Annotated in this window: 15 protein-coding genes; 9 read left to right on the forward strand and 6 right to left on the reverse strand. The window is 60.8% G+C overall.

Translation table 11 applies throughout. The annotated features are described in order from the left end of the window. Positions 1-3: 3 nt before the first annotated feature. Positions 4-939: a PDR/VanB family oxidoreductase gene (locus AC3WOG_RS25260; protein WP_492580619.1), complete on the reverse strand. Its 936-nt coding sequence runs from the start codon at positions 937-939 to the stop codon at positions 4-6. Then, positions 936-1,781, reverse strand: a complete 846-nt coding sequence (locus tag AC3WOG_RS25265; protein WP_492580620.1) for a dimethylamine monooxygenase subunit DmmA family protein — start codon at positions 1,779-1,781, stop codon at positions 936-938. Before AC3WOG_RS25265 ends, AC3WOG_RS25260 begins: the two co-directional genes overlap by 4 nt. Before the next feature lie 12 nt (positions 1,782-1,793). On the opposite strand from AC3WOG_RS25265, the gene AC3WOG_RS25270 reads away from it, so the two are divergent. The 3 genes from AC3WOG_RS25270 to AC3WOG_RS25280 are packed head-to-tail and all read left to right on the forward strand — an operon-like array spanning position 1,794 to position 4,317. After that, positions 1,794-2,942 (forward strand): sensor histidine kinase, encoded by a 1,149-nt coding sequence (locus AC3WOG_RS25270; RefSeq protein WP_492580621.1) that lies wholly within the window; start codon positions 1,794-1,796, stop codon positions 2,940-2,942. Then, positions 2,914-3,561 carry a response regulator gene (locus tag AC3WOG_RS25275; RefSeq protein WP_492580622.1) on the forward strand — a complete coding sequence of 216 codons (648 nt, stop codon included), beginning with the start codon at positions 2,914-2,916 and terminating at the stop codon, positions 3,559-3,561. The genes AC3WOG_RS25270 and AC3WOG_RS25275 overlap by 29 nt, the downstream gene beginning before the upstream one ends. A 15-nt stretch (positions 3,562-3,576) precedes the next feature. Next, positions 3,577-4,317: a PAS domain-containing protein gene (locus AC3WOG_RS25280; RefSeq protein WP_492580623.1), complete on the forward strand. Its 741-nt coding sequence runs from the start codon at positions 3,577-3,579 to the stop codon at positions 4,315-4,317. A 65-nt stretch (positions 4,318-4,382) separates the two neighbouring features. Here the strand turns inward: AC3WOG_RS25280 and AC3WOG_RS25285 are convergent, their stop codons facing one another. From AC3WOG_RS25285 to ocd, 3 genes are all read right to left on the reverse strand, one after another. Next, positions 4,383-6,062 (reverse strand): APC family permease, encoded by a 1,680-nt coding sequence (locus tag AC3WOG_RS25285; RefSeq protein ID WP_492582444.1) that lies wholly within the window; start codon positions 6,060-6,062, stop codon positions 4,383-4,385. A 110-nt stretch (positions 6,063-6,172) separates the two neighbouring features. Beyond that, on the reverse strand, positions 6,173-7,156 hold the full coding sequence (ctlX, locus tag AC3WOG_RS25290; protein ID WP_492580624.1) for a citrulline utilization hydrolase CtlX: 984 nt from the start codon (positions 7,154-7,156) through the stop codon (positions 6,173-6,175). Between the two features lie 57 nt (positions 7,157-7,213). Continuing rightward, positions 7,214-8,290, reverse strand: a complete 1,077-nt coding sequence (gene ocd, locus AC3WOG_RS25295; RefSeq protein WP_492580625.1) for an ornithine cyclodeaminase — start codon at positions 8,288-8,290, stop codon at positions 7,214-7,216. A gap of 193 nt (positions 8,291-8,483) precedes the next feature. Here ocd and AC3WOG_RS25300 point away from each other — a divergent pair, with 193 nt between their 5' ends. Beyond that, positions 8,484-8,915 carry an Lrp/AsnC family transcriptional regulator gene (locus AC3WOG_RS25300; protein WP_341319512.1) on the forward strand — a complete coding sequence of 144 codons (432 nt, stop codon included), beginning with the start codon at positions 8,484-8,486 and terminating at the stop codon, positions 8,913-8,915. A 167-nt stretch (positions 8,916-9,082) separates the two neighbouring features. After that, positions 9,083-9,697 carry an HAD family hydrolase gene (locus AC3WOG_RS25305; protein WP_492580626.1) on the forward strand — a complete coding sequence of 205 codons (615 nt, stop codon included), beginning with the start codon at positions 9,083-9,085 and terminating at the stop codon, positions 9,695-9,697. A 31-nt stretch (positions 9,698-9,728) separates the two neighbouring features. Here the strand turns inward: AC3WOG_RS25305 and AC3WOG_RS25310 are convergent, their stop codons facing one another. Then, positions 9,729-10,130 carry an OsmC family protein gene (locus tag AC3WOG_RS25310; RefSeq protein ID WP_492580627.1) on the reverse strand — a complete coding sequence of 134 codons (402 nt, stop codon included), beginning with the start codon at positions 10,128-10,130 and terminating at the stop codon, positions 9,729-9,731. A gap of 229 nt (positions 10,131-10,359) precedes the next feature. Between AC3WOG_RS25310 and AC3WOG_RS25315 the strand changes: the two genes are divergently transcribed. From AC3WOG_RS25315 to AC3WOG_RS25330, 4 genes are all read left to right on the forward strand, one after another. Next, positions 10,360-11,082 carry a response regulator transcription factor gene (locus AC3WOG_RS25315; protein ID WP_492580628.1) on the forward strand — a complete coding sequence of 241 codons (723 nt, stop codon included), beginning with the start codon at positions 10,360-10,362 and terminating at the stop codon, positions 11,080-11,082. 129 nt (positions 11,083-11,211) lie between these two features. Then, the gene (locus tag AC3WOG_RS25320; protein ID WP_492580629.1) at positions 11,212-11,787 is read left to right on the forward strand and encodes a TetR/AcrR family transcriptional regulator; all 576 of its coding nucleotides are present in this window, start codon (positions 11,212-11,214) and stop codon (positions 11,785-11,787) included. Between the two features lie 202 nt (positions 11,788-11,989). After that, positions 11,990-12,652 carry a DUF3313 domain-containing protein gene (locus AC3WOG_RS25325; protein ID WP_492580630.1) on the forward strand — a complete coding sequence of 221 codons (663 nt, stop codon included), beginning with the start codon at positions 11,990-11,992 and terminating at the stop codon, positions 12,650-12,652. A gap of 196 nt (positions 12,653-12,848) precedes the next feature. Continuing rightward, complete coding sequence (locus AC3WOG_RS25330) at positions 12,849-14,120, forward strand: paraquat-inducible protein A (protein WP_492580631.1); 1,272 nt, start codon at positions 12,849-12,851, stop codon at positions 14,118-14,120. Positions 14,121-14,145: the final 25 nt, after the last annotated feature.

Genomic DNA, 14,145 nt, shown 5'->3' on the forward strand with positions numbered 1-14,145 from the left:
TCCTCAGAGATCAAGGAAAAGAGAGGTGCTGTGGGCACGCGAGACGCACGGCATCAAATGCGTGGCGCGCTCGGATTCGTGCAGGAACAGATCGCGGTGGTCGACTTCACCGGCAACGTGACGGGTCGCGCACTGACCGCAGACCCCGCCGCGGCACAGGTTCGGAATCTCGAGTCCGCTCGCTTCGAGCGCTTCCAGCAGGCTCTGGTCTGCAGCCACGTCGAGCCTCGAGCCGCTGCGCATGAGTGTCACGACGAACGGCGCGCCGGGCTGCGGCGCAGCGAACGCTTCCCAGTGCACGCGGCCGTCAGGCCAGCCGAGTGCGCGAGCTGTCTCGCGCACGACATTCAGAAGCGCTTGCGGACCGCATACATAGACATGCGTCCCCAACGGGCGGCCACGCAGCACCCGTTCGATATCGAGGCGCGCGCGCTCGCCGTCGTAACCATGAAAACGGCTGCCCAGGCGCTCGCTCAACTCGGCGCGATACGCGTCGGTGAGTCCTTGCCGGTAGGCGTAGTGCAATTCGAAATCGGCGGCGTCGCGCTCCAGCGCGGCGACATGCGCGACAAACGGCGTGATGCCGATGCCGCCCGCAATCAGGATGTGAGCGCGCGCGCCGGAATGCAGTGCAAACAGATTGGCCGGCGGCGTGATTTTCAACGCCGACCCTTCACGGACCCGCTCATGCATGAACACCGAGCCGCCGCGCGAATCATCCTGCTTGCGCACGGCGATGCGATAGCTGGACGCGTTCGCCGGATCGCCGAGCAGCGAATAGGCGTTGCGCAATGGGCGCTGATCCAGCGGCAACCGCACCTGGATATGGCTGCCGGAAGAAAACTTCGGCAATCGGCCGTGCGCGGCGCTCAGCGTGAACTCGCGCACCATGGGCGTCAGCAGCCGCGTCGCTTCGACTCGAACCTCGATCGTGTTCATGCGCGGTGCTCCAGATAAGGACGATCCGGATCGGCGCACACGCCGAGATACGCGCCGACGCGCTGCGAGAAATGCTGGCGCACGCCGAGGTTGATGCCGCAGCCAATGCATTCGACTTCGGGCAGTGCGTCGTACACATGCGACGCGCTGCAATGCGCGCAATACACGGCGCGCGGTGCGGCACCGAGCTCGGCGCTGATTTCTTCCGCCAGCATGCCCGCTTCACCGGCGAGGCGCCGGATGCGCCAGATAAACGCTTCGTCGCCGCATACATAGAGCCGCAAGCCGATGGCCGCGCGATCCAGGGTCGCGAGAAGATGGCGCTCGAGCGTGTCGTGTGTCGGGAAGAACGATGCACGGCGAGCCGTTGCTGACGTGTCGCCTTGAATGAGCAGTATGCTCACGTCAGGCTCTACCGGCAGCGTCGCGATGAAAGCGGTGATTTTCGTGAGTGCGCCGGCTTGAACGACCACAATGTGTCGACGTGCATCCGCACATATCCGAAGCGTCTGATATCGCGGCAAGCTCGGAGGAGAGCCTGGTGTTCTGTCGTGCGTCGATGTCATGTCTTTAGTCGCCGGTTTTGTCGATGCGGGTAAAGCACGTGGATCATGTTTCGCTTCAAACGTGTGCATTTGCCTCTGAACTAAAACGGGGCGTCTGCTCCATTCGAGTGCGTTGCGAAGCGCTGGTCTGACGGATAAAACACTCGAAAAGCTGCGTTCCCCACAAGCAAAATAGTTTCTTAAAGGGAAACGCCGTTCAATCCTGACAACGAGGTATGTCCAAAGGAGTAATGCCGCAAACGGCACAGTTCTTGCCTCTAAAAAAGCTTTTCTCATGAGATACCCTGCATGGCGTTGAGCCGGACCCCGATGCGGCGTCACGCATCCTCGCAAGCGGCTGGCGAGGTCGATGGCATCGATCTTTCGCTGCGCTTGCGGGATGCGCTATTGCGGGTCTTCGTCGACATCGCGGGCGGACAAAGGTCCACGCAGCCGTTGCAGCGTTTTCTTGGCTGGCTCGAAGCGGAGATTCCCGGCAGCTACGCGGCGCTGGTGATCGCGGGCGACATGTTGCGTACGGGAGCGTCCGGCGGTTCCCTCTCATGCGATGAACATCGCGACTGCGCGCTGAAGGCGTCGCATGCCAGATCGTCGAACCAGTTGTGTTCGGCATGCTCGCGCGGCGGCCGCACGCGGCTGGTCTCGAAGTTTGGCGGCGCGGCGCTTCTGCTCGAACTGGCGTCGCCCGCGAGCTCGGCACTGGCAGCGGAAGTCGGCCATGCGGGGCAGGCGCTCGGTGCTGCGATCGGCTTGATTCAGGAGGCACGGCAGGAAGACGCGAACACCGCCGACGGCGGCGCACAGGTGCTGATTCGCGAGCTTCACGATTCAGTCGCGCAGCAGCTTGGCTTCATGTCGTTTCTTGTCAGCCGGGTGCAGCAGCAGTCGCGCAGACCCGAGGTCGCGGAGCCCTTGATCGCGGAGTTGCGAACCACCATGACGCGGCTGCAGCGCGACGTTCGCCAGTTAATCACCGGTGCGCGCCTGACGCTCGAAGGGCGCTCGTGGCGCCAGGCGCTGGCTGACTCCGTCGATGAGTTTTCGCGCCGCTGCAATGTGGTTTTCGAACTGGATAACCGCATGCCGGAAATCGAACTTGCGCCGGACGTCGCGCTGCACGCGTTGCAGATCGTGCGCGAAGCGTTATCGAACGTGGTCCGCCACGCCCATGCGAGACATGCCCGGATCGAAGTGATAGACGATCCCGCAGGCGCTTTGTGTGTGACCGTGACTGACGATGGGGTCGGATTGCGGCCGGCATCGGTGGAGGAAAATCACTACGGGCTGGAGATCATGCGCGAGCGGGCGCGTGCGATAGGCGCGCGAGTCGCGATCGAGAATGTGCAGCCGAACGGCACGCGGGTACGCCTGCTTGTCCCGAATGACGATGCCAGAAGGGAGTCCCTTGATGGGTCCGACGACGTTGCTTCTGATTGACGACCATCCGCTGTTCCGGCGTGGCCTCGCCGAGTACTTCAACTCGACCGGGGAGTTTCAGGTGGTCGGCGAAGCTTCCAGCGGGCGGCAAGGCATAGCACTCGCGAAGCAGTTAAGGCCTGGCCTGATCCTGATCGATCTTCACATGCCGGGACTCGGCGGTTTGCATGTGCTCGACGAACTGGGTCAGCTCGAGATCGAGAGTCGCAAAGTCGTGCTGACCGCCTCGCTCGATCGCAACGAGTTATTGACCGCGCTTCGCCTGGGTGCGGACGGCTATATGCTGAAGGAAACCGAGCCCGAGGATCTGCGCTTATACATACGCAACTGTGTGCAGGGCGTGATCGTGCTCGACGATTGTCTGGTCACGCTCCTCGCGAAAGACGACGACGTTCCCGAAGGCGATAGAGGCACTCGTCAGATCGAACTGACCGAGCGTGAAGCGCAGACACTGGCGCTCATCTCGGAGGGCATGAGCAACAAGCAGATCGCCCGGCAGTTGGGCATAAGCGACGGCACGGTCAAGGTCTATGTAAAGAATCTGCTACGCAAGCTGAATTTGCGTTCCCGGCTCGAACTGGCGGCGTGGGTTCACCGCGATGCCCTTGCGCGTCAATGATGAAGGCGTAAACGAATGCAAGACAATGTTGTTGTAAGTGAATTGAACGCAACCGTGATGAGCCTCGATGCCTATCCAGTCGCGCTGCTTCAGGTGGATAACGAGGGCTGCATCCGCAACGCGAACGCTGCGTGGGCCGAACTGATGGAGGCGAGCGGAGTAGGCGTCGAAATCGCCGCGCACGTGCATCCGGAAGATCGGCTGATCTGGCGCGCGGTGCTGGAGCGGCTGCGCAACGAAAGCGGAGTCTGCGTGCGCGAGCGAATCCGCTTCGTTCATCCGCACGGCCAGCTTCGCTGGCTGGAGGTGGCATGTCGCCGGTACGAAGACGCCTTCTTTATCTCCGCATTCGACGCCACCGCGCAAAAGCGTCAGGAGACATCAATCGAAGCCAGGCTGCGCAGCGCGATGGGTCTCCTGAACGGCGTGCCGGGCCTGATCTATCGTGGCCGCAACAATCCATCGTGGTCAATGGAATTCGTCAGCAACGGCTGCGAAGAGTTGACTGGCTATCCAGCTGCCTGGTTTGTCGACAGTCACGAACATAGCTACAGCCAGTTGATTGTGCCGGACGACGTCGATTACGTCTGGCGTGGTGTGCAGGAGGCGCTGGCGGATCGCAGGCCGTTCGAACTGCGTTATCGGATTCGCGGCGCGAATGGCGATCTGAGAAACGTATGGGAGCGCGGCATCGGTATTTATTCGGCCAGCAGCGAGGTGCTGGGTATAGAAGGCGCGATCTTTGCTGTGCGATGAACTTCGCCCGTGTTGCGCGGAGATTCGCGCAACACGGGCGTTCGATTTTCAGCAAACGTGTGCAATCAGGTCGTGATCCAATGGCTCACGAAGACGACCACCACGCCAAGCGCTAACGCCGCATACGGCAGAAAACCCGCGCGCCGCTCGCTGCTGGAGTTCGACAGGTCCATGTCGTCCAGCATCGCGTCCGGGAAACGGCCTTTGTCCGTCACGTAGTGACGCCAGATGAACACCGGCACGATCAGCGCCGCGAAGACGATGCCCGAAATCAGGGTGCCTTTGCCCCATACATCCGCGCCCAGTCCCATCAGTGCGAGATTGACGAACGACAGCACGACGCCGGCGCCGAGCACCCATTTCGGCGCCTTGAAAGGGCGCTCCCAGCTCGACCGGTCGAGCCGATGAATCCAGGCGGCATTGAGATTCAGGAAGTTGAAGATGATGTAGCCGACATTCGACATCGCGAGTACGACGACGTAGTCGGACATCAGCAGCAGCACGAGATTGAATACGAGGTCGGTCCACATGGCGCGGGTCGGCGCGCCGTTGTGGTTGACGTGCGAAAGGTATTTGGGCAGCCAGCCGTCGACGGAAGCCTGGTATAGCGTGCGCGACGAGCCCGCCATCGACGTCATGATGGCGAGCACGAGCGCGAACACCAGCATCGGTTTCAGAATGAATTCGCCCCAGCTGCCGGCGTGCACGATTTTCGCCATCGCTTCGGAGACACCCATGCCGCTGTAGATGCCCGGTGAAAGAATGCCGTCATAGACAGCGGGTTGCGTGACGTTGCCGGCGGCGTCCTTGACCTCGGGCGAGACGAGTTGGCCGAGACCGAGGGCGCCTTGGAACGCGAGTGGGACGAGCGTGAAGAACACGAGGCACAGGAGTCCGGAATAGACAATCGCCTTGACGGTATCGCGGCGCGGATCCTTGAATTCGCGTGTATAGCAGACCGCCGTTTCGAATCCGTAGGTGGACCAGGCCGCGATAAAGAGTCCGCCGGCCATCAGTTCGACGGCGCTCAGATTCCACGTGCCGTCTATTACGCGGCCGCCAGCGTCTTTTGCCAGCGGGTAGAGCGGGAACAGGTTGTGCATCGGCAGATCGCCCGTCAGCAGCGGATAGACGCCGACCAGCAGGAGCGGGAGCAGCGCGGAGATCGCGAGGATCATCTGGAGCCGTGCGGCTTGGAGAATGCCGCGGTGCTGGATTGCGAAGGTCGTCAGCAGAATCGCGGCGCCGATCACGAAGGTGGCATTGACCCGCAGGCTCAGCCCGGTCGACAGCCAGCCCAGATCGACCAGCGTGATTTGCCACGTGTTGATCGCGGCAGTCGCCGGGAACAGCATGTTCAGCACGTAGCCTGCGCCCAGGCCCGAGCCGATTGCCAGCACCGGCGACCACGCGAACCAGTTGCACCACACGGAGAGCGGCGCGAGCAGCTTGCTGTAGCGCACCCAGGCGAGCGCGCCATACACCGATGCGCCGCCGGATTTATGCGGAAACAGTCCGGCGATTTCGGCGTAGGAAAAGGACTGAATGAAACCAAAACAGATCGAGATCGCCCAGATGATCCACGATGGCTTGCCGACGGTCGCCGCAATCGAACCGATCGAGAACAGCACCAGCGCCGGTACGCCGCTGGCTACCCAGAATGCGCCTGCCCAGCCGATCTTTCTATGAAGTCCTGTCGCGTCTACTGGCGCGGCAAGATGAAGCTCCTGACCTGCATCGTTCACCGAACTCATGTCCGTCTCCCCTAAGATGTCGTCACTCTGGCGACATTCACCGGCCAATATCGACGGAGCAAGGGGCGTGAAGAGGTACTCCCTCGGGGGGTAAATGATCCTTAAGGTAGCGCCGGTGTTCGGCGGATTTCATCCCAACGACCTTCCTGACGCCGGGAAAGATGAATTCCCGCGAGCATGCAACGCACGGATCCCCCAGCCCTTTCGATCGTGGCAACGCGCAACGGCAGCAATTGCGCGGAACGTTCGATCAGAGCGCGTTGCGCTCCCGTCAGGCACGCAAGCGCCCGCTCGGACAACGCAAGAACACGACCCTCCTTTCCCGACAGTTCCAGTGCATTGCCCGCAAAATTGCCGATCTGCGAATCGTCCAACGCGATGACGGCGCGGCCGCTCTCCAGCAGGCGCTCTTTGACCCGAGCGCGCCGGCGCTCATCCTGGATGAGGTCGAGACCGATCAGCGCAAACTCGGTCGCGACGCTCATCATCACGTTGGTGTGATACACAGGACGGCCGGCGGCATCGGCTGTATCGAAGCACATCGGTTCGAAATTGAAATGCGTGCAGAACCGTTCGAGCGCCACCGGATCCGCGCGGCGTGAGCGCGCGGTGTAGGCAATTCGGGCAATGTGATCCAGCACCATGGCACCCGTGCCTTCCAGAAACATGTCGTCGTGTTCCAGGCCTGAGTAGTCGATGACGTCCTGTACGCGGTACGTCGCTTTCAGCATCTCGATCACATCGGTCCTGCGCTCGCGTCGCCGGTTGATCGAATGCATCGGATAGAGCGCGACGTGTCCGCCGGGATGCGTCGAGAACCAGTTGTTCGGAAAGACCGAATCCGGCGTCTGGTGCTCGCCTCGGTCGTCGAATACGTGCACGCGTACGCCTGCCGCCTCCAGTGCATCGACAGCGGCGCTGACCTCATCGCGTGCCGCCGCTGCGAGCGATGCCGCTTCGGTCTGGCTCTGGACCTCGCCTGAACGCTGGAACGCGTTGTCGGCCGCGGTTTCGGGATTCGGATGAAAACAATGCGGGCGGATCATCACGACGGCGGCCGGCGCCTGGATTGACAGAAGGCTCATGAAATTTCTGATGGAGGGCAGGGAGTACGGGCTGGAATGAGCGGGGGTACGACGGGTTTAGCGGGCGAATGCGAATGCGTCGGCCGGTGCCGGCGTGGCGGCAACCGAAGCGGGCGCGGCGGCAGCCAGTGCGCCGAACAGGTCCCGTGGATCGGCCGGCGGCGGAATCAGCGCGACTTCGATGCCGACGTCGTGCTCCTGTGAAAGCGCGTGAAGATAGCGGAGCGCGGAATAGTCTTCGAGCGCAAAACCCACGGAATCGAATACGGTGACCTGATCGGCGTTCTCCCGGCCGGCTGTCTCGCCGCGCAGCACGCGCCACAGTTCAGTCACGGGCGAGTCGGCGGGCAGTTGCTGAATGTCGCCCTCGATGCGGGTCTGCGGCTCGTATTCGACGATCACGCGGCTCATGTTCAGCACGTCCGCGTGCAATTCGGTCTTGCCGAGGCAATCGCCGCCGACGGCGTTCAGGTGCATGCCGGGTTCAATCATCTCGGGTGTGATGATCGTCGCGTAGGCTTTGTCGGCCGTGACGGTCGTGACGATATCGGCGCCTTGCACCGCGTCCGCGGTGGACGTTGCGCGGACGATTCGCAACGCCGGCCATGCGGCCAGATTGCGTACCAGCTTGTCCGTTGCGCGCGCATCGATATCGAACACGCGAATCTCATCGATGCCAAGGAGCGTGTGAAAGGCAATCGCCTGAAATTCGCTCTGCGCGCCGTTGCCGATCAGGGCCATCCGTCGCGAATCGGGGCGCGCAAGGTTTCGCGCGGCGAGAGCGGAAGTCGCGGCGGTGCGCAGGGCGGTGGTCAGCGTGAGTTCGGAGAGGAAGAGCGGGTAGCCGGTATCGACCGAGGCGAGCGCGCCAAAGGCCATCACTGTGTGAATGCCGCGCTCGGCGTTGATGGGATGCCCGTTCACGTATTTGAAAGCGAACAGTTTCGCGTCCGCGATGGGCATCAATTCGATCACGCCCACCTGGGAGTGACAGGCGACGCGCGGGGACTTATCGAAATCGCTCCATCGAAGATAGTCCGCGCGGATGGCGTCGGCGAGCTCGCTCAGGAATCGCGGCACGCCGATATCGGCAACGAGTCGATAAGTGGCAGGTACGTCGAGAAAGCGGGTCATGGTCATGCCTCCGTTGTCGAGGTGGGCTCCAGCACGGGAGCGATGACGGAATTATTCTCTTGAACCCAGCCAACAAAAAGATGGCAAACCTTGCAGATTTAGCAGCCTGATTGGCAAAATGCTTATGAAAATTGGCGTTTTGTACAATTAACGGGTAAGCAACCTCACGAGCAACAAAATCGGGCAACGAAAAATGATCAATCTCGATGACATCGACAGGCAGCTCATCGCGCTGTTGCGCGACAACGCGCGCATGTCGGTCGTAGCGCTGGCGAAGCAGCTGCGCGTCGCGCGGGCAACGGTGCAGAACCGGCTGACGCGTCTGGAGGAGAGCGGGGTGATCGTCGGCTACACGGTCCGCCTGAAGCCGGCGGCGGAGGCGCACCGGATTCGCGCGCTGATGTCGATCGCGGTCGAAGGCAACCGCGCGGCCGACGTGGTGAAAGTGCTGCGCGGACATCCCAATGTCGCGACGCTCCACAGCACCAACGGGCGCTGGGATCTCGTCGCGGAACTGCGGGCGGATTCGCTGGAGAACTTCGATCGCGTGCTCGGCGCGATCCGCCTGATCGACGGAATCGCGAGCACTGAGACGAGCATTTTTCTTTCAACGCACAAGATGTGAGGCGGCAGCCTGGGTCGTTCGCCACGTTCGCCTCGACTTGAAATTCAGCCACCAAACTTGCCGGATCGTCGGCTCTCCGAGGCACAATAGGCGCTTCGAGCCATCCGGATCAAGATCGCCGGATGAGCCCTTCGTCTTCTGGAAGCTTTCGATGCGAGGCCGACAACATGACAGCATCCATCACGCTAGTCCTGTTCGACATGGAGGGCGTACTGTCTCACTACGACCGCTCCGAGCGAGTCGCTCACTTGTCGGCGGTATCGGGTCAGGCGCCGGAAACGGTGCGCCACGCCATCTGGGGATCCGGACTTGAAGCCCGTGCCGACGCCGGACAGATCGGCGACGACGAGTATCTGAGCGCATTGGGCGATCTGCTCGGTTGCCGCGTCAGCCGCGACGACTGGCTGGCGGCCCGCCGCGCGTCGATCACGCCCAACACGGAAGTACTCGCGCTCGCCGCAAAAGTGGCCGAACGCCACCGGATTGCGGTGCTGACGAACAACTGCTGTCTGGTCGCCGACCATATCGGCTATCTGAATCCCGCGGTCGCTCGACTCTTCGGCCCTCACGTTTATGCATCCGCCTCGTTCGGCGCAGCGAAGCCGGCGGCTCAGACCTATCTTCGCTGTCTTGAGCAGCTCGGCGTTGGCGCGGCCGAAACCCTTTTCATCGACGACACGGACGCCAACGTAGCCGGGGCGATCGCCGCCGGTCTGCACGGATACAAGTTTGTTGGCGCCGCCCTGTTATCGGAAGAACTGGAGCGCCGCCAGTTGACGTAGCGCGTGCCACTGGCGTTCGCGATGCGACGCATCACTGCATGGTCGTGTCGATACGTGTTCCCCGCTTGATGAACAGTGTTACCGGCGTTTTCTCGCAGATTTCGGCGAGGCGGGTCCGCTGGGTATCGTCGAGGGGACCATCGACGGATACGGTGCGCCGGATGTATTGACCGCCGTTATGGTCGCTGTGTAATTCGGTAGTGACTTCGATTCGCCCGCCGGGCCATGCTTTCCTCTGCATGTACATCCTGAGCGTTGCCGTGGTGCATGCGGCGAGACCCGAGAGCACGAACTCGAAAGGCGCCGGGCCGCGATTTTGCCCACCCTCGCGCTCTCCTTCATCACCGACCAGGCTGTGTGTGCCCGCTTCGAGTTTGACGAGATAGTCAGGTGCGTTTGCGTCCGATACGGCGGTTGCGATTGCCAGAGTCATAAGTGTCCTCACTTGTCGCCAGGAAAGGGTGGCTGTCTGGATGGCGGTAAGGGGATTCTATCGATTTCGTTCGTGACCGGTGGAAACGATGCCCATGATTGCGCCTACCGAACAGTTCTAAAAAACAAACCGCCTAGTCGGTTTACAGACGTGATTTGAAGTGTTAGTCTTGCGCATCATTTGGGCTGTCACGTCTGGACTTCCCGGAATGGGCTTAAAGGGGCGATACATGAAACAGCTGATTCTGGTGGTCGATAGTGACGCCGGATGTCGCGACGCGTTGCGTACCTGCCTGCAGTCGGCCGGTTTCGAGGTTTCGGTCCTGTATGAACCGGACAAGGTGGTGGCGCGCGTCGAAGTGGAGCGGCCGGCGCTGATTGCCATGACGCGCGGGCCCGGTTTTGGCGGCGGCCTCGCGGCGCTGCAGGCACTGCGAGCCCGCGGTGACGATTTGCCGGTCATCATGCTCGGCGAACAGGACGATGTCACGGAACGCATCGTCGCACTCGAATGCGGCGCCGACGACTTCATCTCCAAGCCCTTCAACGCGCGTGAGGTGCTGGCCAGAATCCGTCGCGTGCTGGAGCGGGCCGATCAGGTTGCTCTGCATGCGCCGATATCCAGGCCACCGTTCATCTTTGATGGATTTGAGCTGGATTACGCGTCGCGCACGCTCAAATTCCACGGTAAAACCGTCCGTCTGCGGCAGACGGAGTATGCGATCCTGAACCTGTTCACGACCGCGCCAGGCCGGGTGTTTTCGAAAGAGACCATTGCGCAGCGTGTCCAGCCCGGTGTTACCAACCCCCAGGCTGCAGTGGGGGTGTGGGTGCATCGTCTGCGCAAGCGGATCGAGCGGGACACAGCCGCGCCGGACTTGATCCAGACCGTGCGCGATAAAGGATACGTGTTTCGTCCGGGACTCGAAGAACGAGGCCTCCATGCAGTGTAGAAACACAAAGCACTCTTATCGTCGATGAACGATGCGATCCACTCCGACCTCAGGTAAAGCAACCGCCACTGATGCACTAGCATCGTTTTGTTTGGCTGCGTGAAGGCGCAGCCGCTTTTGACAGACACTATGGATAACCCCACGCGCTCGGAACGTTCCCGCAGAGCCGCCATTCAGGCGTCCCTCACCATCATCGCGCGCGATGGCCCGGGGCAGCTCACGTTCGATGCCATCGCACGCGAAAGCGGTATTAGCAAGGGCGGACTGATGCACCAGTTCCGCACCAAAGAGCTTGTGCTGAAAGCGTTGCTCGAGCATGAGATCGAGTATTTCGAGAACTTCGCTCGGGACTACCTCGCGGCGGAAGGCACGACGAAGTCCGAGCCCAATCTGGCAGCAGAGATCGCCACCATGCGCGAAGCCACGGACAATCCTCATTCCGCGAGCTTTGCCATCCTTGCCGCCATCGTTGAAGATCCCGCGCTTCTGTGCTCCACTCGCGCGAGGACTGCAGAGAAAATTAAACGTATCAAGGCCGAGACTGCCGACCCGGAGCTGGCGATGTTGCGCTGGGCTGCAGCCAGAGGCCTGGTATTTACGGCGCACCTTGGCCTCTGTCCACTCTCCGAAAAGGAGCGCGCGCATTTGTTCGATCGTTTGCTTGACGAACGTCAGTGGCCGCCCTGCGCTGGCGTCAAGAAATAACAGCGTTCCCCTGGCACGTCGCGTAGCGTTGCGTACGCCATAGCGACAGACATAGCAATCGGTTCACCGTTACACTCAAGAAACAAACCGTCTAGTCGGTTTACATCTCGAATTTGCAGTGTTAGCCTAGCGCCTTACGTGAAGCTGTCAGGCGCTGGATCCCCCAGAAACGACAGGCTCAAAACCGGAATCGGAGAGTTAAATGGTCAAGTCAGTTAAAGCGCAGCATCTGTTGATTGCTGCTTTCTGCACAGCTTTGATAGGTTGCTCGAGCGTGCAGCCCGTCGCGTATTCGGGCATTGCTTCGGCACCCTATTTGAAACCCAATACACAGAACGATTCTGGCCGCGTGCCGTATCGCTTTGCGCCTCAGACAGAGTGGCAGAAATACACGAAGCTGATTATCGATCCGGTGGTGGTTTATCAAGGCGCCGATAACCAGTTCGGCGACATGAGTGGCGAAGATAAAGCGGCACTCGCGAGCTATATGCAAACCAGGTTTGCGGAAAAGCTACAAACCCGTTTCCAACTGGCGAATGAGGCCGCGCCCAACACGCTGCGCCTGAAGCTCATCCTGACGGGCGCGAAAACCAATACGCCGGTGCTTAGCACCTTTACCCATTTCGATATCGGCGGCAACCTCTACAACGGCGTTCAAGCCGCGCGAGGCAAGGAAGGCGCCTTTAGCGGTTCTGTTAGCTACGCGGTCGAAATCTACGACGCTTCAACCAACCGCCTGCTCAGTGCTTACGTGACCAAGCAATACCCGAACGCGTTTAACCTCGGCGCGAGCTTCGGGTCGCTGGGCGCGTCGAAGACCGGGATCGAGAAGGGCGCGGACGCACTGGTTGCGCAATTTAAATGACCGGTCAACGGGAACGCGCCTCCGCGGTGGTCGACCTCATGTCGCCTGCATGCGCAGCAACGCTTCGAAGGAGGCTGTCGACGCGGCGCGATCCCGTTGAGTTAGCCGATGTCTGTGGCGCTAACACGAACACAGCCGCACCGGTCGGATGAAGGGGAGCGCTTCTGGATTGTGCGCCCCCAAGCGGATGCCGAAGATGAATAAAGCCAGCTTGATTGCGTGTCACGAATGCGATTTTCTCCAGTGGGAGACGCCGCTAGTCGAGGGCGGTACCGCAAGGTGCCAACGATGCGGCGCAACGCTCTACCGAAGCGTGCCGACAACGCACGATCGCGCTTTAGCGTTCACATTGGCCGCTGCGATCCTGTTTGCGGTTGCCAACTGCTTTCCGATCTTCGGACTCTGGGTCAATGGAGTACGGGTCGAAACCACGCTTTTCGGGGCGGCTTCGTCGCTATACGCGGACGGTATGTGGCCCATCGCGGGCCTTGTCTTCGTGACAACGATTTTGATGCCGTCGCTGAACATAGCGGCTGTGATCTATCTACTCTTGCCGTTGCATACCGGCGGTTTTCCCCATAGGCCTGAAATTGTTCTGCGTGTGCTGCGGCACGTTGCGCCATGGGGAATGATCGAAGTGCTGATGCTCGGCATGCTGGTCGCGCTCGTCAAACTCCAGCACATCGCAACAGTCGTCCCCGGCGTCGCGATCTGGGCCTTCGGCGTGGTGATGGTGCTGCTTGCAGCAGTGGCCGTCACGTTTAATCCGCGTGACATATGGGCGCGTATCGATTCAGTGCAAAGCGGCGGCGGTGTGTCACACGCGGTAAAGGCAAGTGCCACGATGGCTACCGCCGCGCGCGCTGGTCTGTTCGTTTGTCACGACTGCGGCTTGCTTTCCAAGCCGCTTTTTTCCCACGTCCGTGCCGGAATCTGCCCACGTTGTGGCGCAGTGCTGCATCAGCGCAAGCACGATAGTCTCACACGCACCTGGGCATTCCTGTTCGCCGCCATGATCCTTTATATCCCCGCCGTTCTCCTGCCGGTCATGGTCACAAGTACCTTATTCCACACTCAATCCGACACGATCCTGAGTGGCGTTACCTATCTCTGGACCTCCGGGTCGTGGTTGCTTGCGGCGATTGTTTTCATCGCAAGCGTCGTGGTGCCCATGCTCAAAATCCTGTCGTTAGCCTATCTCGCGTGGAGCACTCAGCTGCGTTCCTCTCTAATCCCACACAAACGAACGCGTATTTATCGGTTAGTGGAGCTTGTCGGCCGCTGGTCGATGCTCGATATCTACGTGATTACCATTCTGGTCGCTTTCGTGCAATTCGGTTCGGTTGCCACGATCGACGCAGGTCCCGGTTCGGTTGCGTTCGGCGCGGTAGTTGTGCTGACAATGTTCGCTGCGTTGTCATTCGATCCACGACTCATTTGGGACGCAGTGGAGCCGGAGCGTGAATAAGTTGTCCGTACAGAAAGATGGCCAG

Source organism: Paraburkholderia sp. FW306-02-B (assembly GCF_058782725.1).

Bases quoted from the DNA above. Each gene is read 5' to 3' on its own strand.
- ctlX (WP_492580624.1), bottom strand. From the start codon at position 7,156: ATGAGCCTTCTGTCAATCCAGGCGCCGGCCGCCGTCGTGATGATCCGC.
- AC3WOG_RS25260 (WP_492580619.1), bottom strand. From the start codon at position 939: ATGAACACGATCGAGGTTCGAGTCGAAGCGACGCGGCTGCTGACGCCC.
- AC3WOG_RS25330 (WP_492580631.1), top strand. From the start codon at position 12,849: ATGAATAAAGCCAGCTTGATTGCGTGTCACGAATGCGATTTTCTCCAG.
- AC3WOG_RS25305 (WP_492580626.1), top strand. From the start codon at position 9,083: ATGACAGCATCCATCACGCTAGTCCTGTTCGACATGGAGGGCGTACTG.
- AC3WOG_RS25270 (WP_492580621.1), top strand. From the start codon at position 1,794: ATGGCGTTGAGCCGGACCCCGATGCGGCGTCACGCATCCTCGCAAGCG.
- AC3WOG_RS25275 (WP_492580622.1), top strand. From the start codon at position 2,914: ATGGGTCCGACGACGTTGCTTCTGATTGACGACCATCCGCTGTTCCGG.
- AC3WOG_RS25265 (WP_492580620.1), bottom strand. From the start codon at position 1,781: ATGAGAAAAGCTTTTTTAGAGGCAAGAACTGTGCCGTTTGCGGCATTA.
- AC3WOG_RS25300 (WP_341319512.1), top strand. From the start codon at position 8,484: ATGATCAATCTCGATGACATCGACAGGCAGCTCATCGCGCTGTTGCGC.
- AC3WOG_RS25280 (WP_492580623.1), top strand. From the start codon at position 3,577: ATGCAAGACAATGTTGTTGTAAGTGAATTGAACGCAACCGTGATGAGC.
- AC3WOG_RS25325 (WP_492580630.1), top strand. From the start codon at position 11,990: ATGGTCAAGTCAGTTAAAGCGCAGCATCTGTTGATTGCTGCTTTCTGC.
- AC3WOG_RS25310 (WP_492580627.1), bottom strand. From the start codon at position 10,130: ATGACTCTGGCAATCGCAACCGCCGTATCGGACGCAAACGCACCTGAC.
- AC3WOG_RS25315 (WP_492580628.1), top strand. From the start codon at position 10,360: ATGAAACAGCTGATTCTGGTGGTCGATAGTGACGCCGGATGTCGCGAC.
- ocd (WP_492580625.1), bottom strand. From the start codon at position 8,290: ATGACCCGCTTTCTCGACGTACCTGCCACTTATCGACTCGTTGCCGAT.
- AC3WOG_RS25320 (WP_492580629.1), top strand. From the start codon at position 11,212: ATGGATAACCCCACGCGCTCGGAACGTTCCCGCAGAGCCGCCATTCAG.